This window comes from Saccharopolyspora antiqui (genome assembly GCF_052246905.1).
In the GTDB taxonomy this organism is placed as follows: Bacteria; Actinomycetota; Actinomycetes; order Mycobacteriales; family Pseudonocardiaceae; genus Saccharopolyspora.
In genome coordinates, this window is sequence record NZ_JBQQBO010000009.1 from 1 (window position 1) to 21,653 (window position 21,653).

At 64.6% G+C, this 21,653-nt stretch carries 15 protein-coding genes and 3 pseudogenes; 7 read left to right on the plus strand and 11 right to left on the minus strand.

What is annotated here, in order from left to right:
* Positions 1–124: 124 nt before the first annotated feature.
* A pseudogene (locus ACTWQN_RS16255) lies at positions 125–568 on the plus strand (transposase); the annotation flags it as partial.
* Between the two features lie 426 nt (positions 569–994).
* Here ACTWQN_RS16255 and ACTWQN_RS16260 read toward each other — a convergent pair.
* Positions 995–1,495: a polyketide cyclase gene (locus ACTWQN_RS16260; RefSeq protein ID WP_443204323.1), complete on the minus strand. Its 501-nt coding sequence runs from the start codon at positions 1,493–1,495 to the stop codon at positions 995–997.
* Between the two features lie 287 nt (positions 1,496–1,782).
* Here ACTWQN_RS16260 and ACTWQN_RS16265 point away from each other — a divergent pair, with 287 nt between their 5' ends.
* Complete coding sequence (locus tag ACTWQN_RS16265; RefSeq protein WP_443204324.1) at positions 1,783–2,331, plus strand: pyridoxamine 5'-phosphate oxidase family protein; 549 nt, start codon at positions 1,783–1,785, stop codon at positions 2,329–2,331.
* 239 nt (positions 2,332–2,570) lie between these two features.
* Positions 2,571–3,689 (plus strand): helicase-related protein, encoded by a 1,119-nt coding sequence (locus tag ACTWQN_RS16270; RefSeq protein WP_443204325.1) that lies wholly within the window; start codon positions 2,571–2,573, stop codon positions 3,687–3,689.
* An 809-nt stretch (positions 3,690–4,498) separates the two neighbouring features.
* Here the strand turns inward: ACTWQN_RS16270 and ACTWQN_RS16275 are convergent.
* The gene (locus ACTWQN_RS16275) at positions 4,499–5,026 is read right to left on the minus strand and encodes an ATP-binding protein (RefSeq protein WP_443204549.1); all 528 of its coding nucleotides are present in this window, start codon (positions 5,024–5,026) and stop codon (positions 4,499–4,501) included.
* Positions 5,027–5,357: 331 nt separating this feature from the next.
* Complete coding sequence (locus tag ACTWQN_RS16280; protein ID WP_443204326.1) at positions 5,358–6,320, minus strand: transposase; 963 nt, start codon at positions 6,318–6,320, stop codon at positions 5,358–5,360.
* 212 nt (positions 6,321–6,532) lie between these two features.
* Between ACTWQN_RS16280 and ACTWQN_RS16285 the strand changes: the two genes are divergently transcribed.
* On the plus strand, positions 6,533–7,558 hold the full coding sequence (locus ACTWQN_RS16285; RefSeq protein ID WP_443204327.1) for a LacI family DNA-binding transcriptional regulator: 1,026 nt from the start codon (positions 6,533–6,535) through the stop codon (positions 7,556–7,558).
* Here ACTWQN_RS16285 and ACTWQN_RS16290 read toward each other — a convergent pair.
* From ACTWQN_RS16290 to ACTWQN_RS16300, 3 genes are read right to left on the minus strand one after another with little or no spacing between them, the layout of a single operon-like run.
* The gene (locus ACTWQN_RS16290; RefSeq protein WP_443204328.1) at positions 7,555–8,994 is read right to left on the minus strand and encodes a sodium:solute symporter family protein; all 1,440 of its coding nucleotides are present in this window, start codon (positions 8,992–8,994) and stop codon (positions 7,555–7,557) included. The two genes, ACTWQN_RS16285 and ACTWQN_RS16290, sit on opposite strands and share 4 nt — an antisense overlap.
* A 39-nt stretch (positions 8,995–9,033) precedes the next feature.
* Complete coding sequence (locus ACTWQN_RS16295; RefSeq protein WP_443204329.1) at positions 9,034–10,146, minus strand: mandelate racemase/muconate lactonizing enzyme family protein; 1,113 nt, start codon at positions 10,144–10,146, stop codon at positions 9,034–9,036.
* The gene (locus tag ACTWQN_RS16300; protein WP_443204330.1) at positions 10,143–11,528 is read right to left on the minus strand and encodes a class-II fumarase/aspartase family protein; all 1,386 of its coding nucleotides are present in this window, start codon (positions 11,526–11,528) and stop codon (positions 10,143–10,145) included. The genes ACTWQN_RS16295 and ACTWQN_RS16300 overlap by 4 nt, the downstream gene beginning before the upstream one ends.
* A gap of 297 nt (positions 11,529–11,825) precedes the next feature.
* Here ACTWQN_RS16300 and ACTWQN_RS16305 point away from each other — a divergent pair, with 297 nt between their 5' ends.
* Positions 11,826–12,908 carry an integrase core domain-containing protein gene (locus ACTWQN_RS16305; RefSeq protein ID WP_443204331.1) on the plus strand — a complete coding sequence of 361 codons (1,083 nt, stop codon included), beginning with the start codon at positions 11,826–11,828 and terminating at the stop codon, positions 12,906–12,908.
* A gap of 2,353 nt (positions 12,909–15,261) precedes the next feature.
* On the opposite strand, the gene ACTWQN_RS16310 is transcribed toward ACTWQN_RS16305, so the two are convergent.
* Positions 15,262–17,349 carry a YDG/SRA domain-containing protein gene (locus tag ACTWQN_RS16310; RefSeq protein WP_443204332.1) on the minus strand — a complete coding sequence of 696 codons (2,088 nt, stop codon included), beginning with the start codon at positions 17,347–17,349 and terminating at the stop codon, positions 15,262–15,264.
* A gap of 113 nt (positions 17,350–17,462) precedes the next feature.
* On the opposite strand from ACTWQN_RS16310, the pseudogene ACTWQN_RS16315 reads away from it, so the two are divergent.
* Positions 17,463–17,624: pseudogene (locus ACTWQN_RS16315) on the plus strand (IS256 family transposase); the annotation flags it as partial.
* Between the two features lie 57 nt (positions 17,625–17,681).
* Here the strand turns inward: ACTWQN_RS16315 and ACTWQN_RS16320 are convergent.
* Positions 17,682–18,350: pseudogene (locus tag ACTWQN_RS16320) on the minus strand (6-carboxytetrahydropterin synthase); the annotation flags it as partial.
* 488 nt (positions 18,351–18,838) lie between these two features.
* Between ACTWQN_RS16320 and ACTWQN_RS16325 the strand changes: the two are divergent.
* Positions 18,839–19,258, plus strand: coding sequence for a helix-turn-helix domain-containing protein (locus ACTWQN_RS16325; protein WP_443204333.1), 420 nt, complete (start codon positions 18,839–18,841; stop codon positions 19,256–19,258).
* A 932-nt stretch (positions 19,259–20,190) separates the two neighbouring features.
* Here the strand turns inward: ACTWQN_RS16325 and ACTWQN_RS16330 are convergent.
* The 3 genes from ACTWQN_RS16330 to ACTWQN_RS16335 form a co-directional block, all read right to left on the minus strand.
* Positions 20,191–20,322 carry a hypothetical protein gene (locus tag ACTWQN_RS16330; protein ID WP_443204334.1) on the minus strand — a complete coding sequence of 44 codons (132 nt, stop codon included), beginning with the start codon at positions 20,320–20,322 and terminating at the stop codon, positions 20,191–20,193.
* Between the two features lie 230 nt (positions 20,323–20,552).
* A complete protein-coding gene (locus ACTWQN_RS38065) occupies positions 20,553–20,819 on the minus strand; it encodes a hypothetical protein (RefSeq protein ID WP_504230365.1) in 267 nt (88 codons plus the stop codon).
* Positions 20,734–21,636: a LysR family transcriptional regulator gene (locus ACTWQN_RS16335; RefSeq protein ID WP_443204335.1), complete on the minus strand. Its 903-nt coding sequence runs from the start codon at positions 21,634–21,636 to the stop codon at positions 20,734–20,736. Before ACTWQN_RS16335 ends, ACTWQN_RS38065 begins: the two co-directional genes overlap by 86 nt.
* Positions 21,637–21,653 lie beyond the last annotated feature (17 nt).

The window sequence follows — 21,653 nt, forward strand, 5'->3', positions numbered from 1 at the left end:
ACCGGGAAACCCACCGGGACTTGTGGAGCGCCCGTTGCGTGGAGACGCGCACGGCGGGTGCGGGAGGCGGCTCGGGGAAACCCACCGATGGAAACGCCGGCAGGGCGCCCCGGGCCGACCTCACCTGGTTCCCACTCATGACCGAAGCGTGAGTGCGTCGTCGAAGAACTACCGGTACTCGACCAACTTGCAGGTGGTCATCGACGCCACCACCCGCCTGACGGTAGCGATCGGAAAACCGTTGCCGGGCAACCGCAACGACTGCCGGGCGTACACCGAATCCGGTGTCGACCAGCACTGTGCGGGTGGTCATGTAATGGCCGATGGCGGCTACCAAGGCAGTCCCGGTGTGATCATGCCGTATCGCAAACCTGTTGACGGCAACGAACTTCCCGACTGGAAAGAAGAACTCAATACCGTTCACAAGCGCATCCGCGCCCGCGTCGAGCATGCCCTGGCGCACATGAAGTGCTGGAACATCCTGCGCAACCGCCGACGCAAACGCGATGGCGTCTACCACGCCGCACAAGGCGTGGCACTCATGCGCAACCTCACCATGACCCACTGAACACCGACCTCCACCACACCGGCCGCGTTTCCCTCGCACACCACCAACACTTGATCATTAAGGGACAAGCTTTAGGGCGTGGGCGTAGACCGCACCTCCTACGACGGCGTGTGCAGCGCCAAGGAATTGCAACCACCAACCAGGAGAGCGTCGAAGCACGGCCGTCGTCTCCTCACTTGCTTCATACCCATCGAGCACGGTTGGACCTAGTGGAAACAAGGAACGACCTCGTCGCCGCCAGCTGCTTGTCAGCGGCCAGCGTGGATTCCCCGTGGACGGCCAGTTATCGTGGCCAGATGTGTTCCCCGCTCGCGGCCAATTGCACGGACTGTCACGCCGCCATCCGCTGCGGGGCGTCATCGGCGGCGTTCCTATACCGGTCAACTCGGCGTTCTCAGCGTCAAGCCGCTCAACCCGCGCCGCAGCTCAGTGCTGGTGTCGCTCGGCGAGCATCTTCAGGTTCAATAACTGCCGTCGAGCCATGATCAGATCGCCGACGGACACCCCGAGCGCCACCCAGCGGCTGGTTCGCATGACAAGTTTGAACAGTAGACGCGTCGTGTCGTGATCCTGGGGCACGAGGACGTAGGACACGACGGCGCTCAGGATGGTGCCGGTCAGCTGTTTCCCCGGGTCGACCGAAACGATCCGGCCCAGCCTGCGCCCGCAGGCGGTCGTGAAGGTGTCACCGACGTGCGGCTCGGGAAGATCTACCAGCTCGCGAGGTGAGCGGCGCCCCAGATTGTCGATCCAGTCGTACGAGTAGGGCGCAAGCCTCACTTGTGTGACCCATGGCCACACCGCCCCGGAAGGCGCCTGGACACTCACGCCCCGCCATGCCTCCAGCGCGGGCGAAGTGACGAAGTCGTCGCACGGGTAGGAGCGCACGATCTCGCTGTCGCTCACACCCCACCGGTCACCGATCATCCATCCTCCACCGACATTCCCGTTCGCAGGTGTTCGAAGCTTGGCACGCGCGTCGGCGGGTAAGATGACTGGACCGCACCATTTTCGTCCCCATCGTTACACAACGTATCCTTGCTACGGCCAGATAGCTCCCCACCAACTGGCCATCAGTGGGGAATTGGAACTGGCCACCGACAGCTGCTTCCATAACCTGATCTTCCCAGGTATTGGAAACCATCCCCTCAGGCGTCCGAGTGGGATTTCCGATGCGAACCGTGCGGGCCATCGCTTGATCTACCCTCCATGGGATGGGAAAGGTCTTCGAGAGCATCGACGAGGCATTGGCTTCGTGGATTGCAGCGCAGCCCTTGTGGTTCGTCGCCACCGCACCGCTGGCGGTCGACGGGCACGTCAACGTCTCACCTCGCGGGCCGGGCAGCAGCCTGTCCATCCTCGGACCGCACCGGGTGGGCTGGGCCGACTACACCGGAAGCGGCGTGGAAACGATCGCGCACCTACGCGAGAACGGCCGCATCTGCCTGATGTTCGCCTCCTTTGACCGACGTCCCCGCATCGTGCGTCTGCACGGCCGCGGCAATGTCGCGCTCCCGGGTGACCTGGCCTACGACGAGGTGGCCGCTCAGCGACCGTCGCACCCGAGCACCAGAGCGGTCATCGTCGTGGACGTGGACCGTATCAGCGACTCCTGTGGACATGGAGTGCCGATCATGGACTTGGTCGAGCAACGCGACCTGCTGCGGCTGACCGCGAACAAAAAGGGACCCGAGGGCTTGGCCTCCGAGCGGGCGCAGAAGAACACCACCAGCATCGACGGACTTCCCGGACTGGAAACCTGAGCACACAGCCCCCGAGTCGCTGACCGATGCCCTTACGCACACGATCAGGGTGTCAGCCACTGAGCACGGCACGGTTGGTTCCGAGCCATCGAACACTCGGGCAGTTGACAACCAGGTCGGGATTCCCCACCCGCGTCCGCGCCACCGCGATGGCGACGCGGACGGCTTCGGGCACCTCAGCGGCGTCGCCCAGTCGTTCGTGATCGGTGCCGTGCTCACCTCCCTACGTTCCGGCTGCCGTGCTGTACTCCCAAGCGATCGCGGCCGTGCTGGCGATGATCCTCGTCGTCACGGTCGGCCTCCTTATGGCTCGGTCCGCTCGCTGTGCGGCGGACGACCCGAAATTCGCCGCCTTCCACGGCCTGCTCCGTCACATTGCCCGGGAGCATCCTGGCGAAAAGATCCTCGTGCTGACCTGCTCGCGCCGCACCGCTGTCGACCTCGACGCCAAACTCGACATTGCGATCAAGCAGGACCGGGAACTGGCCGTCTTCAAAGGTCGAATGGCCACTGCCGCTCCAGATAAGCCTCTGACTAAAGAAGCCCTCCTGTACACCCTGGCTCACTTCGTGCCTCGTACTGCCGCGGCGCCTAACGGTGCTGTGCGGGGCGCCCAGCCTGCCGATCTGTACGACGTGCTCATCGGCACAGACCAGCTGAGCGAAGGGCACAACCTCCAGCAGGGGAGCATCCTCATCAACTACGACCTCCCCTGGAACCCGCAGGCGCTCGGGCAACGCATCGGGTGCCTCTACCGGTTCGACTCCGAACACGACGTCGTCCACTGCTTCACCATCCTGCCGGACACAGCACTCGACCTCGTCCTGAAACTGATGTCCATCCTGTACGACAAGATCGCGGCAGCTGCCTCCACCGTCGGTGTGCCGACATCCCTGCTTCCGCACTCCAGCGAAACGCCTCGCGATTTCGGGATAGCCGTCGCGCATCTCGATCGCATCGAGAATCCGCCCCCGCTCAGTCCGTACGAGCGAGCGCGAACTCTGCTCGGCAACGCGCTCCGTATCCCAGCGGTCCGCAGTGCGATCCTGGCGATGCCACCCGGAGCGGGCGCGGCTCACCCACGGCATCCAGCCACCCCCGAAGCCGTCTTCTGCTTCCGGGTGACGACCCGTGCGGACACCCAATACGCGATGTGCCACTTCAGGCAGGGACGCCTCCAGCCCACCAGCACCGACCTGCTCGACTGCCTGAACCGTTGCGAAGTCATCATGGGCGACTGGCTCAGCAACATGGACCAAGGCAACATGTCCGAACTGGACAGAGGCACTGATCCCCGCTCGCTCCATAATCTTCTGCGGACACTCGTCGATACAGCCCGAAACGCCGTCGCCGCCTGATCTCGTTGTGGTTGCCTTGCGCCTCCGCCACAAACGATCAGTCTGCCGCATCGGGACTGTCCGGTGATCGGTGGATCTGGCTTGGCATGGGTAAGTTTCCGTTCGGGGTGATGCGGTCTTCGAAGGTGATTGCGAAGGCGTTGAGTGCGGGTTTCGTGCGCCGTGAGGCGCTGTGGTTTGAGCGGAGGTGGGAGACCTTTGCCGCCTGGTCGTCGCAGCGGCTGGGTAGGAGCTGAGGGCAGCCTGATCCGGGAGGTGCCGGGGAGGGTTGGAGCAGCCCTGACAAAGCCGGGACGTGCCAGTACTGCCAGATGGTGCGGTTCCTGTAGCGGGATCGAGAGGAATACGCGAGGAACCGATGTTGTAAAGTCTCTCATTGCTTTACCGGCTCGAATCTGGTGGATGTGGGCCGGGAGCGGTGCGTCCTTTCCCTTGTGGGATGGGAACTTTCGGGAATCGTGAAGCCGGTGACCGGGAGGCCGTGCTGAGGTCTGCGGCGTAGGCGCGGCGAGGCCGCTGGGGCAGAGTCGGGTTCCTCCTCGATCGAGCGAACCACAGTGAACACGGGAACCGTCCCGGATCTTGCCCGCTGATGCGGGCTGGGTTCATCGTCGGCCGATCGGTTCGGGACGGGGGGAGTCGTCGTAGTACTCCGAGCCGGGGAAAGCCTGGTGCATGGGGGAAGGGCGACAGCGATTGGATAGGCGACTTTGACGGTGTGAAGTGACGTCACTTGTCGGTCGTTTCCGGCATCACGGGCCTGGGTTTGTCGTGATCAATGTTGGTGACAAGGTGACGTCAGTTGTGGATCATGCGCTGTCGTCTTGTGCGGCTCGTGCGCGGGTTTGGGCGAGTCGGTAGGACTCGGTGCCGGTCTCGATGATGGTGCCGCCGAAGGTGAGCCGGTCGACGATCGCGGCGCATAGTCGCGGGTCGGTGAAGGTCTTGGTCCAGCCGCCAAAGCTTTCGTTGGAGGCGATGGCGACGGAGTTCTCTTCCCGCTCGGTCAACACTTGGAAGAGCAGCTCGGCGCCGCGGCGGTCGAGCTCCATGTATCCGAGTTCGTCGATGCAAAGGAGATCAACTCGTCCGTAGCGGGCGATCGTTTTGCTCAGGATCTTGTCGTCGGATGCCTCGACGAGCTCGTTGACGAGTTTGGTGGCCAGCGTGTAGCGGACCCGGAAGCCGGCCATGGCGGCTTCGGTGCCCAGGGCGATGCGCAGGTGGGATTTACCGGTGCCGGAGTCGCCGATCAGACACAGCGGCTGGCCCTTCTTGACCCATTCGCAGTCGTCTGGTTCACCGTTACGAAGACATGGCCAGTGCTGGTTTCTCAGATCATTCTTGCCTTACGACGACGGACGCCGTGGCGGCTGATGCAGTTCCTGGAAGACGCACGGACACGGCACATCCTGCGCACCGTCGGACCCGTCTATCAATTCCGGCAGGCCAAGCTCCAAGACCGGCTCGCCCAGCGCCACGAGCACAGCTCGTAGCCTCTGCGTCAGGAAACGAACGCACCCGGAAAAGATTAAGCGAGCTCACCAGGTTCGCACCCCTTCTTGGGCAGCACCTGACCTGATCTTGGTCCATCCGCGGCTTACACGGTTGGTATGGCTCTGGCGCTGGTTGAGTGATCAACGATCGCTGGCATCGGTGGTGGCGGGGCTATTGGGTGAGCAGGATTCTCTTGCGGAGCAGGGTGAAGCTGGCTTCTCGTAGGTTTGACGTTTCAGTAGTTTGATCTTGGTGTTGACGCCTTCGATGGGGCCGTTGCTGTAGGGCAGTGACAGCCCGGCGACCGCGGGCCTGGTGGTCCTGGTTGAGGCCGCGCAGGAACGGGTCGAGCTCGGAGATCCCGGCCTGGCGTGCCTGGGCGATCCACTGGTCGAGATCACGGCCGTGCCGTTCGGCCATGAGCTGGGCGAACTCGCCCACCAGCCTGGCGAGGGCGGTCATCTCGGGGCAGGCGGCGAGAAGTTCGTGCAGGTGGGTGCGCCGCTGCTCGGGCAGATCGGCGGGCTTGGTCAGGATCCAGGAGGCCAAGCGTCGCGGGGACGGCATGATCCGGTCGCGTTGTTCGCGTCCCTGGTTGAGGTATTTGTGCAGCAGGTTCAGGCTGCCGGTGTAACCGAGGTCGGTGATCTCGGTGAACAGCCGGGCCACCGACACGCCAGGCTCGTCCACGCGGCGTTGCTGGCGATGGTCCCGATACGAGTCGACCAGGCTGGCCCGATACTGCGGCGGGCGGCGCAGGCGTTCGGGGGCGCGGGCGTAGCGTTTGACCATGTTCAGCGCCAGGCCGAGTCGGCGGGAACAGTCCAGCAGTCCGACGCCGTGCTCCAGCAGATCATGGACGGCGCGCCAGCGTTCGAGCGTGGTGTTCTCGCGGGTCAGGGCTTGTCGTTTCGGACCGGCCGCGGCCCAGCATCGGCTGTGTGCGGCCACGGCTTTCTCCACCGCACCGGCCAGCCCGTGCCAGAGATGCCAGCGGTCGGAGGCTTGGATTGCCTCCGGCAGGACTCGGCGCACGGCCTCGGCGTCGGTGGTCGAGCCGTCCCGGACGACGATCTCCACGCCAGGATGGTCCCGTAACCACTCCTCGAACGTGGCCGACTTGCGGTCCGGCAAACAAGTTGGCCGAGCACGGCCTCCAGCGAGGGCAGTTAAGGGGGGCTACCCCCGGTCTGGTCGGCACTCGGGGTATGCAGTAATCAGGCCGCGTCTGCGGCCACGTAGATCATCGCAAACTCGACGGGCGTGGGACTTGACCCGGGCGGGCCGGATGTCCCGGCAGTCTTCTCTGCAATTCCGTTCTGCAATTCCGTGCTAAATTCCCGGGAATGGTCCACCTCAGCCAGATCGCGCAGGCGGCGCAAGTGTCCGTCTCGACGGCGTCGCGGGCGTTGTCTGGTAGCAAGCATGTCGCTGCGGACACCCGTGCCAAGGTCAAACAGGTGGCGGCCGAGTTGGGCTACGAGCCAAACCTGCTGGCCAGGGGCCTGCGACGGAACCGCAATCGCGTCATCGGCATGCTCCTCCCCGACACGCGCAGCAGTTCGTTCTCGTCGGAGGGCTCGCAACTCTTACACCGCCAGCTCAAGGACTACGGCTACGGCTTGGTGTTGTGCGCCTACCACCACGACCGAGAGTTGGAGAAGGACTACCTGGAGACTCTGCCCCGCCTGGGCATCGCTGGCTTGTTCCACAAGCCTCTCGGCTCCGCCAACGCGGAGCTGCTGATGACCGGCCAGGATCCCTTGCAGGTGGTCGAGTTCGTCCGAGCCTCTGGTTCGCCCAAGCTCGACGGGGTCGTCCACGATGAGTCGCAGGGGTCGGTCCAGGTCATCGAGCATCTGGTCCAGTTGGGCCACCGTCGGATCGGCCTGATCGTCGGGCCGAGACGGTTGGGCTCGACCACGCAGCGGGTGGCCGGCGTCCTGCAAGCCGTGGACCGCGCAGGCCTCGACCGGGCCGCCGTCCCGATCCGCTATGCCGAGCACTCCATCGAAGGTGGCGGCCACGCTCTGAGTCAGCTTCTCGCGCAGGAACCGCGGATCACGGCCGTGTACGCGGCTGGGCAGCAGCTGGCTCTCGGCACCGCCCTCGCCGCCGAGGAAGCCAGGTTGGCCATCCCCGAGCAGCTTTCGCTAGTCGGCCTCGGCAATCCCTCGTGGGGGCGGCTGATGCGGCCGCGCCTGACCACCTACACATTGCCCGTCCAAGAACTCGCCATGACGGCCGCGCTCCTCATGATCTCCCGCGTCGAGAACCAGGGCACGCCCCCTGCGGCGCCGGTCCAGATCGCGCTCTCGGGCCGGATGAACATCCAGGAGTCCTCCGGGCCTCCCTCGGACGCGTCACGCTAGTCGGCCACGGCCGGATGTTCCGCGGTGGCGGGCTCGCCGACCAGCGGGTTCTTCCGGCCGACCGCGACGCCCAAGAGAACGATGACCAGGGATGTGATGAAGGCTGGGATCGTCCCGCCGCTGAGGACGGACTTGAGGGCCGGGATGACCTCGAAGAAGAAGCCGATGGCCGCCGAGCAAACCATGCTGACCATGAGCCAATTGGCCGGCACGCGTGTCCCCTTGCGGTCGAAGACCGTGGCGCAGAGCACGGGGATAAGCGGCGGGGTCAACCAGACGCCAGCCCACACCAGCAGATCGAGGACGCTGGGGACGAGCCAGGCGATGACGAGCGTCCCGGCACCGATGATCGCCGTGATGACGCGCAGATCTTTGAGCAGGGCCGTCGGGCTCGTCCGGCTCTTCTTGATGATCTTGAACCAGATGTCGTGGCCCAGCAGGGTGGCCGACGAATTGAGGAAGCCGGCCGCAGAGCTCAGGATGGCGGCCCATAGTGCGCCGAGCACGATGCCACCGACCCAGGTCGGGAGGTACTTGACGGACACGTCGAGGAAGATCATCTCCGGGTCGTCGATGCCGCCGGGGCTGATCTTGAACGCGGCCATGCCGATGAGGGCCAGGAGAATACCGAGCAGCCCGGTCAGGACCATGCCCAGGGACACGCCCCAGATGCCCGCTTTGGCGTTCTTGGCGCTGCCGAGGCGCTGCCAGTACGCGAAGTTCGTGAAACGAGAGAGTCCCTTGTTCATCCAGAACATCAGGATCATGACGGCTCCCGACGCTCCGATGAATGTGTGGTAGTCCGCTGGGAGGGACTGCTGGACTTCGATGAAGCCGCCGCCTTGCGACGTGGCCACGACGAAGACCACGATGATGCCGATGGCCAGGAAGACCCCCTGGAACACGTCCGCCAGCATGACGCTGACCAGTCCGCCGGCCACCGTGTAGGAGATGAAGATGGCCGCGCCGATGACCATGCCAAGGAGCGGGTTGGCTCCGGTCATCAGGTTGAGCGTCTTACCGAAGGCCGAGTACTGGCCGGCCAGCCAGGACAACATGCCCAGGGAGAGGAAGATGCTGGGCACGATGCGCATAAGGCGGCTTTCGCCGTACACCTTGCACAGCACGTCACTGAGCGTGGTCACCTTCATCTCGTAGTAACGCCGACCGACAGTGAACGCCATGATGATGACGACCACTGGCATGGCCAAGATGAAGTGGAGAGAACTCCAGCCCTGAAGGTAGCCGAGGGAGGAGTAGGTGAGGACGTCGCCGGCGCCGACCGAGGTGGCGAAGGTGGCGAACACGAGGACCGTCGCCCCCATCCGTTGCTCGCCGGCCATGAATGCGTCGCTGGACTTGATCCGGCGGGCCGAGTAGAAGCCGATGGCGAGGTTGACCGCAACGAACGCGATCATGATGAGCAGGATGGCCATGGGGTGAACTCCTTTGTTCGTGGCCTTGGGATAGGGCCACTACGTCCGATCGACGCGGTAGCGGCCGATGAAGTCCTCGTTGAAGGCCAGACCAAAGCCGGGCTCCTGTCCGAGCCGCACCCAGCCGTCGCGGATGGCGGGTTGCTCGACGACGATGTCCGGCGTGAGCGGATCACGCTCGACCGAGAAGTACTCCGGATAGAGACCGAGGGGGACGCCGGCGAGCAAGTGCATGGCGAGGAGCGGGTCCTCGTGGTGGGCCATGCGGACTTGGTACAGCTCGGCCATCCGGGCGATCTTCAACCAGTCGGTGATTCCGGAGCCGCCGGAGATGTCGTGGTTGATGATGTCGACGGCGCGCTGCTCGATCATGGTGCGGCAGGCGTCGTGGAAGAAGTCGCTCTGGCCGGCCGTCACCGACAAGCCGGTCTGCTCGCGCACAAAGCGCATCCCCGGCACGTAGTCGTGCCATTGCACGGGTTCCTCGAACCAGGCGATGCCCAAGGGCTTGACGGCGAGACCGAACTCGACCGCCTCGAAGCGATCCCAGCCCTGGTTGGCGTCGCAGGCGATGATGAAGTCGTCGCCGACGGCGGCTCGGATGGCCTCGATCCGGCGGGCGTCCTCTTGAGGCGACACGCCGCCCACCTTGACCTTGGCGCCGGCGAAGCCTTGGGCTTTGATGCCCTCGAACTCGTCGCGGAGAGCGGCCAGGTCCTTGCCTGGTGCGTAGTAGCCGGCGATGATGATGGGTCGGGCCGCGTCACGGCAGCCGCCGACCAGTTTGTACACCGGCTGGCCGCAGACCTTGCCAGCCAGGTCCCACAGGGCGGCGTCGACCGCCGCGATAGCGGAACAGAGCAAGGGCCGATTGCCAAGGCTGCGGGTTAGTTGGAACATCTGCTGCCAGCAGCGCTCGACGCAGACGGGATCTTCCCCGATCAGCACCGGGCGCAGGCGGTCGTGGATGAGGGTCACGACGGCGTCCTGCTGGTCGCGGTTGTCGCCGATGAAGATGCGGCCGCTCGGACCGTCGTCGGTGTGGACCTCGACGACGATGGTGCAGCGCTCGGTGATCGCATAGGTCGCGGCGTCGAACTGCTGGCGCAGCGGCACCCGGATCGGGATCGCCTGGACGTCTCGGATCTTCATGCTTCGGGGCCTTCCGTGGGAGGGTTGAGCGATGCCACCGCGGCGCGTGCCCGGGCGGCCGCATCGCGGGCGATGGCAGGGGCCTGGCCGAGGTAGCTGGCGGGGTTGAGCAGATCGGCGATCGCGGCGGCGTCGAGGTGGGCCGCGATGTCCGGGTCCGACCGCAGACGGTCGGCGAACGGAGGCCCCCCGGCGGCAGCCTCTTGGGCAGCCGTGTAGACGAGGTCGTGGGCGTGTTGGCGGCCGAGGGCTTCGCCGAGGCGCATCATGACGGACTCGGACATGATGAGGCCACCGGTGAGGTCGAGGTTCGCCGCCATCCGGTCGGGGTGGATGGTAAGACCGTCGGTCACGTGGACCAGCCGGGCGAGGACGTCCCCCATGGCGATGCAGGCCGTGCTCAAGGCTTCCTGCATGAGCAGATGCCGGGAGCGGTCAGCCTCGTGCTCGGTCATCATGGCCTCCATTGCCATCGGCACCGCCGCGCGGACGCTGGCCGAGCGGGCGATGATGTCCTGGCAGACGTGAGGATTGCGCTTCTGGGGCATCGTGGAGCTGCCGACCGTGCCCGCCGGCAGCGGCTCCTCCACCTCGCCGTATTCGGTCCGCATGAGCGAGTAGACCTCGCGGGCGATCTTCTCCGTCGTGCCGGCCAACAGTCCGAGCACGGCGACATACTCGGCCAACTGGTCGGTGATGCTGCGGGCAGGATGTGTGACCTCCCCCAGGTCCAAGACGTCGGCGAGCTCACTTTGGACCTGCGGGCCAAGGGGACCCATGGCCGCGAAGGTGCCCGCTGCCCCGCCGAGGACCACCACCAAAGCGCGGCGCCCCGCCGATTCCAAACGCTCGACATGACGGAGGAGTTCGTCGATCCACGCGCCCGTCTTGAACCCGAAGGTGACGGGGATGGCGTGCTGGCCGTGGGTCCGGCCGGCGGTCGGCAGATCGGCGGTCCGCTCGGTCAGATCGGCCAGGCCGGCCAATGTTCGGCGGAGGAGATCGAGGAATCGACGGTGGACCTGACGCAAAGCCAGAGCGTCGCCGTTCTGGAGGATGTTCTGCGTCGTGGCGCCCCAGTGGACCCAGCCGCCGGCCTCGGGGCCGACCACGCGGGCCAACTCCCAGATCAGCGGCACGATCGTGTGGGCAGTGCGCCGATTGGCCTCCTCGATCCGCTCCCGATCGAGGAGGTCAAGGCGGGCCACGGCGCTGATCCGGTCGGCGGCGGCCTGGGGCACCAGGCCGACCCTGGCTTGGGCCAGGGCCAGGGCTGCCTCCACGTCGAGCCACTGCTGCCAGCGCGAGTCCAGGGTGTAAAGGGCCCGGATGCCGGGATCGGGCACCCGGCCGTCCGTCGACTTAATGATCTCAAGAGGCACCGCGACTGTTCCCTTCTGTCACGCCAGGCTGACTGGCCTGCGGCGGCGTGGCAGAGGCCGACCGACGCTGGCAACACCGGTAAACCTGTCTGCCGCAAAGCCAAGACGTCAATAGAAACTAGGCTGCAAACGGCCTGGGACCGTTTGCAGCCTGCACCAGCGTGGTCACGTGTTCAGACCGTCAAACGCACGGCTGACAAGCATGAGGAATCCCGCAAACCCTGTGGGGCTCGGGAACTCGATGCGGTGTCCCGACCTGCACTGTTGCTGCGCGCGACGGTTCGGGATCATCATCGGATGTTGCTGTCGATCATCTATCAGATCCTGCGCTGCCTGATCGGCTTCGCAGCCGTCCTCTTGCGACGGGACCTGGCCAAGGACGCCGAAGTACTTGTCCTGCGGCATGAGAATGCGGTGCTACGCCGCCAGGTCACACAGGTTCGCTACACCCCCGCCGACCGCCTATGGCTCGCAGCGTTGTCGCGTCTGATCCCGCGTCGCCGCTGGACCGAGGTGTTCGCCCTCACGCCATCGACGATCCTGGCCTGGCACCGCAAACTGATCTCGCGGACATGGGATTACACGGCACGACGCAAGCCCGGACGGCCACCGACCACCACGGCGATCAAAAAACTCGTGATCCGCATGGCAACCGACAATCCCCACTGGGGACACCGCCGAATCCAGCGCGAGCTCATCCGGCCCGGGCATCACATCGCCGCCTCGACCGTATGGCAAATCCTCAACACTGCTGGCATCAACCCAGCACCGCGACGGTCCGGTCCGACGTGGAAGCAGTTCTTCACCGTGCAGGCCAAAAGCATCCTCGCAGTGGACTTTATGCATGTGGACGCCGTGTTCCTGAAGAGGCTCTACGCACTCATCGTCATCGAGCACGGCTCCCGCCGGGTGCACGTAGCCGGAGTGAACGCGAACCCAACCGGCGCGTGGACCGTGCAAGCCGCACGCAACCTGCTCATGGACTTCGGCGACCGCGCCGACACGATGAAGTTCCTTCTCCGAGATCGCGACTCCCGGTTCACCACGGCCTTTGACACGGTCTTCGCCGCTGCCGACATCCGGATCCTCGCCAGCCCACCCCAAGCCCCCAAGGCGAACGCGATCTGCGAACGAATGATCGGAACCCTACGCCGCGAATTACTCGACAGAATCCTGATCATCAACCAACGGCACCTTCGCCGAATCCTCACCGTCTACCTTCGACACTTCAATACGGCACGGCCGCACCGAACCCTCGCGCAACTCGCACCAACGCAAGCCCAGAACCAGCCACCCGAACCCATCGACCTCGCCGACTACAAGGTCCGCCGCAGACCCATCCTCGACGGGCTCACCAGCGAGTACGAAATCGCCTCCTGAGCCGCCCACCGTCCAGATCGACCCAAAATCCAATATTCAAGCCCCACAGGGTACAAAGCGAGCACATCTGAGATCATTCGGACGCCCAGACGCTGGGATGGCCGCCATCCCAGCGCCTGCAGGAGTGACTGGGCAGACATCCGGCCGGAGGCGTCCACTCGGGTCATCCCGTACGTCACTGTGAGTTCACGTCGCGCGGCCCTGGCTGGGACCGGCAAGCCCCGGCCCTCGCCACGCTGCGCGCCTCCCAGAAGGGTGGGCTTTCCGGTGGGCGGAACCACTCCCGCCACGATCCGTTCACCCATGGCCGCCACCCCGGTGACCAACGCCGATCAGACCACACCAAGCCTGGACGCGCAAACAACCGCAGCGGTTGTATAGCCACTGCGGTGCGCGGTATGAGCACTCTGCGTGTTGGGGAAATTTCACGCGATTTTGTGTCCGAGGGGGAGGTGCACACTATCCACACGACTTCAGGTTCCTGGAAGCGGTTGAATCGGCGGGCTGTTTGCTTTCTGCCTGTCCTGCGAGTTGGCCTGGGGACGCCCGTGGCGGGACAGGCTGTTTTGTGCGGTAAACAGTGGAACCGTCGAGTCGGCAAGTGCGGTTCCTGCCGGACACACAGGCTGTCTCATTACCTGGCGCACGCTGGACGCACCACGGGCTTGCCCTGGGCACGCGGAGGGACACCCGATAGCACCCGTCCCGACCATGAGCCGTGAGTATGCTCGTCCGAGAAAGTCGTCAGCCTTGGCAACGCAGGTGATCTTGTGTGCCACATCTGGCCCAGTGGTCATGCTTGTGCGAGTTTGCCGGCTTCGTTCTTGATGTCGGCTTCGATCGCGGCGCGCTGGTCGGGTACGTCTTCCCACTCGCTTGCGTCGATCACCGACCAGTCCAGCTAGCCCGCCTCAACATACGACGATGCGATCGCCTCGGCGGCATCCTCCACGAGTACGAACATGCCCTGTGACCTGCGCGGACGGGATTATCGACACGAGCATCGCCAGCTCTGGCCGAGGACCCGCCCGCCGTGTATCTCTGCGAGGATCTGATCAGGGACGCGATCAACGGGCGGCTCGGTGGTCTGTACGCCCCTGAGACTGTCGCGGCTCTGGTCGCGTCGCAGAACACGCCCAGCGCCACATCGGCCACACCGGAGACAGCCAAGAAGCGACTGGCTGACGCCGAAGCGAAGCATTGTCCTAAGCCGAGGCTTGACGGCCGCTACCGTCAGGCACACGGACCGGACAGCTCGACCGAGCTGCCGACGCTGCGCACGCCAGGGGTTGTTCGCAAAGTTGGGTGACTACGTCGGCTGCCGTCGAGGCGGCGGTGAAATGCCGCTAGTGGACGATGTCCGGCGGATGAACCGGCGTAGCGGCCAGCTGGCGAAAGTGCTCCAGCGAGCGCACATCGCCGTGTTGCCCTTCGACGAACGGCAGATCATCCACCCAAGAGAAGGCATAACGGTCGCTGGAATGGAACGGAAGCTTACAAGACTCAACCCACGCCAATTGAGGCGATGTATCGACTCGCGCAATCGCGTGGGATGCTGCGCACGCCTCAGCCCGGCCTCTGCCGACCGTGGCCCGATGACTCTGGAAACGAGCTGCGCGACGGCGGCGCAAATTGGAGGGCATGCGACGGAATCACGCTACCGATGTCGAGCTGACTGCTGCCGGCTGGTTGGTCGTTCGGGTGTGGGAGCACGAAGATCCAGAAGTTGCAGCCTATCGGATCGCGCCGATGGTCCGCGATGGGCGGGGAGCCGGTCACGTTGATGGCACTGTGGTGATGGCAGCGCACGACGTCGAGTCTGAAGACACGCGGCGGACGAGACGTAGACCGTGGCGTACGTGCGTATCCGGAAGGGTTTTGAACCCCCACCAGTAAATGCGCAGGTTGGAGGGCTGAACTGGAAGCGGTCGTCCAAGCGGGCACGAAGAAACCCGAGGTCAAAAAGCTTGACCTGGGATGAATCCTGTGTCCGAGGGGGAGTTGCCCGCTAACTACACGCCTTCACCTTCCCTAAATCGGTTGAGGCAGGGGCTTTTTCACCGTCCTACCTGTCCCGCCGGGAGCCGACCTGGGACGCCTGGGCGGGACCGGCGGCAATGCCTTGTGACCTGCGCGAATGCCAATCAGCTCAGGTCCCGAGCACGCGCTCTCGGGTGTCCCAACGTGTCCTGAACGGCCTGTAGCGCATCTAAATGACGCTCAGTTCGCCATGGCCGGTTCAACGCTGGTCAAGTCGCGGTTTCCTCCGGGAGCTGCCGTTTATCGCGGCGGCAGTAATGCGGAAGCACGGGCTGCAGGCCCTGTCAGATCAGCAGATTTTTCGGCAGGCGTGTCACCCGTCCGCGGTCCCGGTTAGGCCTTCATCGGGCTCGGTGTAGGTCACGGCGCCACAGCACGCCCTGACGAGTTCGGGTGTGAGGCGTACTGGTGAGTTCGCAAGCACATGCAGCAGTTCGGGGTCTTCGAGCAGGGCAGAGTATTCGTCGGGCATCGAGTCCAGCCGTACCTCAATCGACCCGATGCCCGCGACTGAGTTGAGGTTTGCTTCCAAGTACTCGGTGAGGAGCGGCCAGCGCATGTGCAGGATGGTCCAGAACGCCAGCACGTCACTGTCGACCGTGATGCCCTCCAAGGTGCGTGCAGCGCGCAACACGCTGTAGGTGTTGATGAACCGCTTCATGCTGCGGGGATTGCCGTCCATCAAGGGTGCGAACTTCTGGAGAGCGTGCTCGGTTACCTCGGCAATCGTCGGTTCGCTCATCCGCTCAACGACACGCACGGCTGCGGCTTCCCGTTGCTGCTGATTGGCAGAGTTCAGCGCCTCGAGTAGTTCGGTCTCACTGGCGCTGGCCTCGATCTGTTCGCGGAGCTCGTCGCTCTCGTCGGCGTCAGCGTGATCTGGTGGCTGGATACCAAGGACATGGTCGAAGTACTGCTGCTTGGTGTCGGGGCCGAGTGCGGGCATCGGTACGGTCAGCTGAAACAGTTTGGCCAGGAAGAGGTGGCCAAGCCCGCGTCCCGGCTCCTCGACTGCGCCTTTGAAGGGCTGGTGCACCGCCTCGTACGCCCGCCGCAGCCAGTTTCCGTGCGCGGCGACGACAAAGTACGCAGATCGACCAGTCTTGCGCTTCGTGTCCGGCGCGTCGCGGACCAGGGTTTGGACCGCGTCGAGGAGATCGACTACGTATCGATCGCCGCAGCGGTCTAGGTCATCGATGAAAAAGACCACGCGGCGTGGGGCGCGGGCCAGCAGCCAGCTGAAATGCTGGGTGACCTCCTGCATCGGGTTGGTGTGCACCTGTTCGAGCCGTCGAGCACCTCGTGCGGAGTCCCACCACACAAAGCGGCTGACTAGCAAAACTGCTAGCGCGACTGACCCGACGGCACTTAGTGGCGTGGTGATCGCTTTGACGGTCTGGCCAATACCCTGGGGTGTCATCGACGCTGGGGTCAGAAGTGCCAGTCCCACGAGTAGCAGCAAAACTACCAGCCCGGTCAACACATACGGGGTGCTGCCACGACGGGCACGGGCCAACGCATCTGCGATCCGAAAGAATGGCCGACGCCACCGGGGCAAGTCGTGGGAAATGTGCTGTCGCAGTGCGGCGAGCAGCGCCCACCACGGCGGGTCCACTTTGGCGTTCTGCCATGAGTCGAAGGGCACGACGAGGTAGTGCGGCTTGAGATGCCGATCGAGTAGCTCGAGCAGGGTGCTCTTGCCGGATCCCCACGGGCCGTCCACGTGGAGCAAGAACGAGTGCTTGGGTTCGTGGTGGGAAAAGCGACGCAATCGAGCGGCGAGCACGGACGCAAGAGCATCGCGTTTAAGCATGTCCTGGGTAGCGGGTGCGTCGGCGGCCCATCGCTCGTGGTCAGAGTGCGTTGTACCTGCTGATGGCTCATCATCGGCAGCCACCTCACTCGACTGCGGAGCCGCCTTGTCGGCTGTCGTGCTCAGAGAGACATCCTCGATCTTCGTTAGGCGGAACCGCCAGACCTTTAACCCGTCTTTGCCTGTCTCCTGCCAGTGGTCGACGACTTGGAAAAGCCCGTCATATCGATACCCAGTCTCAGGGGAGTACTTGGGATCGCCGCCGGAACCGCGAATGACGCGCACCGGGTAGCCTTCCTGCTGGCTTCGGACGAGGCCGAGATTGCCCCGGGCCAACTCCTGGTCTTTAACTTGGCGCCCGGACTCGGGGTCTCGCCCACCGTGGCCGGTGTAGATGATCTCGTTGCCGTGGTCCTCATCGTCGACGTATCCACCGGAGACAACGATCGAGTCCGCCCCGTCCTGCCCACCGGAGATCCCGGCCTGCCTGGGCCGATGCACCCCCGCTTGCTGTAGGGACACGCGGTCAGGAAACGCTGTTCCCTCAGGAATTCCTTGAATTTCGCCATAGACTCGACCGTTCGCCACAACGCAGCAGGCTATTCCAATGAGTGACGATCATGTTGCGGGTCTGTGCATCAAACGGTGTTTCCGGCCCGACACGCCGGGTGAACGGTTTGGCGAATCGGGCACTGTGAGTGATGACATCGGACGCTGTGAGTCCACGCAAGAGTGAGAAGCAGATGGGGCGGCTGTTGTCGCCGAAGCAGGCCGCTGCGGCGGCGATGGTGGTCCAGGCTGCGCGAGCAGGGCCTGGATCTGACCGGTCCGGATGGTTGCTGAAGCTGTTTACCAAGAATGTCGAGGATCTTGTTCAGGTGCTGGTGATCCAACCTGGTGTCGATGTAGTGACGGAGCGGTCGCAACTCGCCGAAATCAGTCACGAACCCGGGAGGAGTCAGAGTTGCGGCGGACAGCACAACCTCGACCGTGTAAGTGTGCCCGTGGAGGCGGGAGCACTTGTGATCCGTTGGAAGGCTCGGCCGACAGTGTGCAGCGTCGAAGCTAAAGCGCTTGCCGATTCGGAACGGCAATGTTCTCACCCCGTTTTGTTCGGGAGCTTGGTGGCACCAGTGAGTAGGGCCGCACCGAGACGTATCTGGCGGGCGCAGGCGGCCAGGGGTGATGGCATGGCGGACGGTTACCGGGCAGCGCCGTGCGGCCGGAACATGCAACGCCATAGGTGCAGGGAACTTCGTTCTTGGTGCCTGCGCATGCTCGGGATATGGAAGGTCGAGCAGCGCGCGAAGCACGTACTGCGCGTGCCCTGCGTAGAGCCAGACGACCACCTCGGGCTCGAAAATGTCGGTGACGTCCGCGGTCGGAATCCGCGCACTGACGACGTCGTCGACGCCTCGGATTACGACGACGTCGACGAAGTCTCCCCAGTCGTAGGTACCGACGATGACGGTTGGCTGATCAGGCCCATTGCAGTACCGGAAGGTGAAACCGTCCCGTGCGACGGAGGCCAACAGTTCATCGACCTCGGCGGGAACGTCTGTGCTGCTGGGGTCGTTACGGGAGTCCATGAAGTATGGGTTTCGCCTCGCGGGTTGACTGCATGTGGGGCCGGTCGCGGTGAGGCGGTCGGGGGGTTCCCGGGACGGGCTTGAAACAGGATCGCCTCACCGCAACCGCACTGCAGTCAACCGAGCGGCTGGTTTCAGCGGCCAGAGCGTGATCGCTGCATGAATGCTGCACACGTTCTGCAAAGACTGCGCTGAACTGCACCGATGCCTTCTGTCGACGCTTCTGGGATCACCTGATCCGGCGTCGGCCCGACCGGCTGAATCCGGAGGGCTCGGTTCGTTCCCTGCCCGGACCGCCTAATCCTCGCCACCAAGAGCGACCACAACACCGCGCGGGCCGTCCCCGAACCGGGAGACGTGAATGCACCTTTTATCAACGGTGTTGGCAGAAGGCGCCCTTCGCCTCGCAGGACGAAGTTCCCCGAAAACAGCCCGGTGGGTGCCGCCTCCCGTGAGAGCATGCCATTTTCGGCTAGCAAGGAGATCGCTTGGAAAAAGGAGAGCGGCCTACCACCTCTAACTCGATCGCCGGCGGTGCGCTGGGGCCCACCGTCCAGGCCGGCTCGATCCAGGGTGGCGTGCACTTCCACCTGATCCCTCGCGATGGTGCCGTACCGGTGCCCGACGCCGCCGACGCGGGCAACGACCCTCTGGCCTCGCACGAGCGCGCGGACGTGGATGGCCCGTCGGCGCATCCGGATGATCAGAGCCGGGTAGCCGTTGACCTGTACCGGCTCCAGCGATGCCTCGTCGCCGATTTGCGCCGAAGCCAGCGGCCACCAGGCGAACCACCCTATCGGCGGCCCCCGGGATTCACCGGCCACACCGACTTCACCCGTGCTTTCCGCACCGTCTACGGCACCCCACCCCGCGACTACCGCCAACAAAGACTCCACACTCGGAGTTGACGCAGCGTCAAGAAATTGTGGACGCTCTGCTAATGACGCCCCGACTGAATCCCGGCACCTTGAAAGCATCCCACTGCATCCGAGCGTGGGGGTTGGTTATGACACAGGGGAGAACAAGTGCGGAAACCACGACTAATGATGACCGCAGTGGCGGCCGCAATTACAGCACTGATGCTGGCACTGCCCGCAACGGCCTCAGCCGACAGCCACATCTTCACTCCAGCCGACAACCACGTCTACGCTCCAGCCGGAGTCCGCTGAACAAACGCCAGGCTGAGCCGAGCACACGGACTCCCGCCCGGGACTTGGTCCCGGGCGGGAATCCGCCGCAGTCACTCGCGTACCAGTCGCGAGGAGTTCCTTTTCTTCGCTTTGTCGGGGATTGAGTCTGGTGAGCTCTCCTAATTGAGCGACCTGTATTCGAGGTGCGGCTGGGGGCGTGCTGTCACCAATCGTGGGCGCCAGGCGCGGATCGTATTCGAGTAGCGCTGCCTGTCACCGGAAAGATCCCGCCCTCTGCGTGCACGCTGAACCAATGAGTAGCGCCAACGGACCGCATTCCCCTGGTGAGCAGATTCCCAGCCCCTCCGCGTTGCTGGCGGGATCAGTGGTTGACGCCGAGGAGCGGTAAGCACGGCTGCACACCGTCAATCTCCAGTGGCCACAATGGCCGATGATGGTCAAAGTCGCCGCGGTACAACAGCATTCGGGTGAAGGAACCCGGTTGTCCGCGCTGCACGCCGCGTTCGGTGCCGTCGGGGCGGTAGCCGAGCTTGCGGCTGACCTGGTGGGAGGCGTGCGCGTCTTCCCATGCGGTGGTGCGTGCCTGGATGGCAGCGAGGTAGTCGAAGGCGAGGATGAGCGCGGCTGCGCGGGCCTCGGTGCCGAGTCCTGCGCCCTGAAACGGGCAGAGGGTTGTGCGTGTGTGCTTGTCAGGGCTTTTCGGTGATGTTCAGCGAGGTGAGCGTGTTGTCCCGGTCGCGGATGTAGGCGAGGTCGGTGACCGCTGCGGGGCGGAACCAGTTCAGGAGAGCGGCCAGCGCATCTCGTTCAGGACGAGTCACCGGGATATGCCAAGGCCATCGGCCGCCGCACCCCGGCCCGGTACGAGGAACAACGCGCCGACCTGTTCGGTGCCGGTATCTCTGCTGGTTCCTGCCTAACGTCAGCGAAATTGGCTGTAGCGACCTGGTCTGAGCCGCGCTACTCATCGGCCGCGACGATCGCCGACACTGGTGAGGTGACCAGCGATATTCGCCGCTACTGGAGTACCTCGACCGGCTCGATGTGGCGTTCAGTTCGTTTTCTCGGCTTTTGCGGCACGGCGGTCGGAGCGGGCCCAAAGCTTGACCTGGGGCCAGGACAGCCGCAGGGGGCCTTTGGTGGTGGACAGGGCTTTCCAGAGTTGGCTGTCCCGGTTCAGGCGGCGGTTGTCCCACTCGTGCTCGCTCGGCGGATCCCGCGTGCCCGGCTGGTCAGCCGGATTGGGTGAAGTCGGTGGAGGCGGCCACCTCGGTGACCACGTCCAGCAGGGCGTGCAGAGCGGGCGAGTTGTTGCCAGCTAACCAGACCATCTCGGTGGGGACGAACTCCCCGGCCAGTGGCACGAACACCACACCGGTGCGGCGGAGGCTGCTTGCCGACAGGGCCAGCCGAGTCACCCCGACGTCAGCCGCCACGAGGCCGAGCAGACCTTGCGCGCTCGCGTCCCGTTGGACCACGTCGGGGGTGAACCCGGCCGAGCGGAAGGAACTGTCGAACGCCTGGTGCCACGGTTCCCACGAGCTGCGCGGGGTCAGCACCCAGTGCTCGTCGGCCAACTCGCCCAGCGTCAGCTCCGAGCGACCGGCTAGCGGATGGCCCGCGGGCAGGACCGCGCATGCCGGTTCGCTGACGAGCCTCCTGCTCTCCAGCCCGTCCACCAGCGGGGGCCGGGTGAACGCGACGTCGTAGCGCCCTTTGAACAGACCCTCGACCAGAGGTGCGATCGTCGTCTCCTCCGTTGTCAGCCGGAGTTCGGGGAGTCGTTGTCGTACCGCCCGCACCACCGGCGGGAGCAGGTAGTTCGTCGTGGTCGCGAGGAAGGCGAGACAGAGGCTGCCGATCTCGCCGCGTGCGGCTCGGGCCACGACGTTGACGGCTTCCTCGGCTCGGGTGAGCACCGCGCGGGCCTCGGGGAGGAACAGCGCGCCGACCGTGGTCAGGCTGGTGCCTCGGGTGTCGCGGTCGAAGAGTTTCACGCCCAGCATCCGTTCCAGCAGGGTGATCTGCTGGGACAGCGACTGCTGGCTGATCGTGAGCCTGTCGGCGGCGCGTGTGTAGCTGGACTCCTCCGCGATGGCGACGAAATATCTCAGTTGCCGAAGATCGGGGGTCACAGGAAAAGGCTACAGCT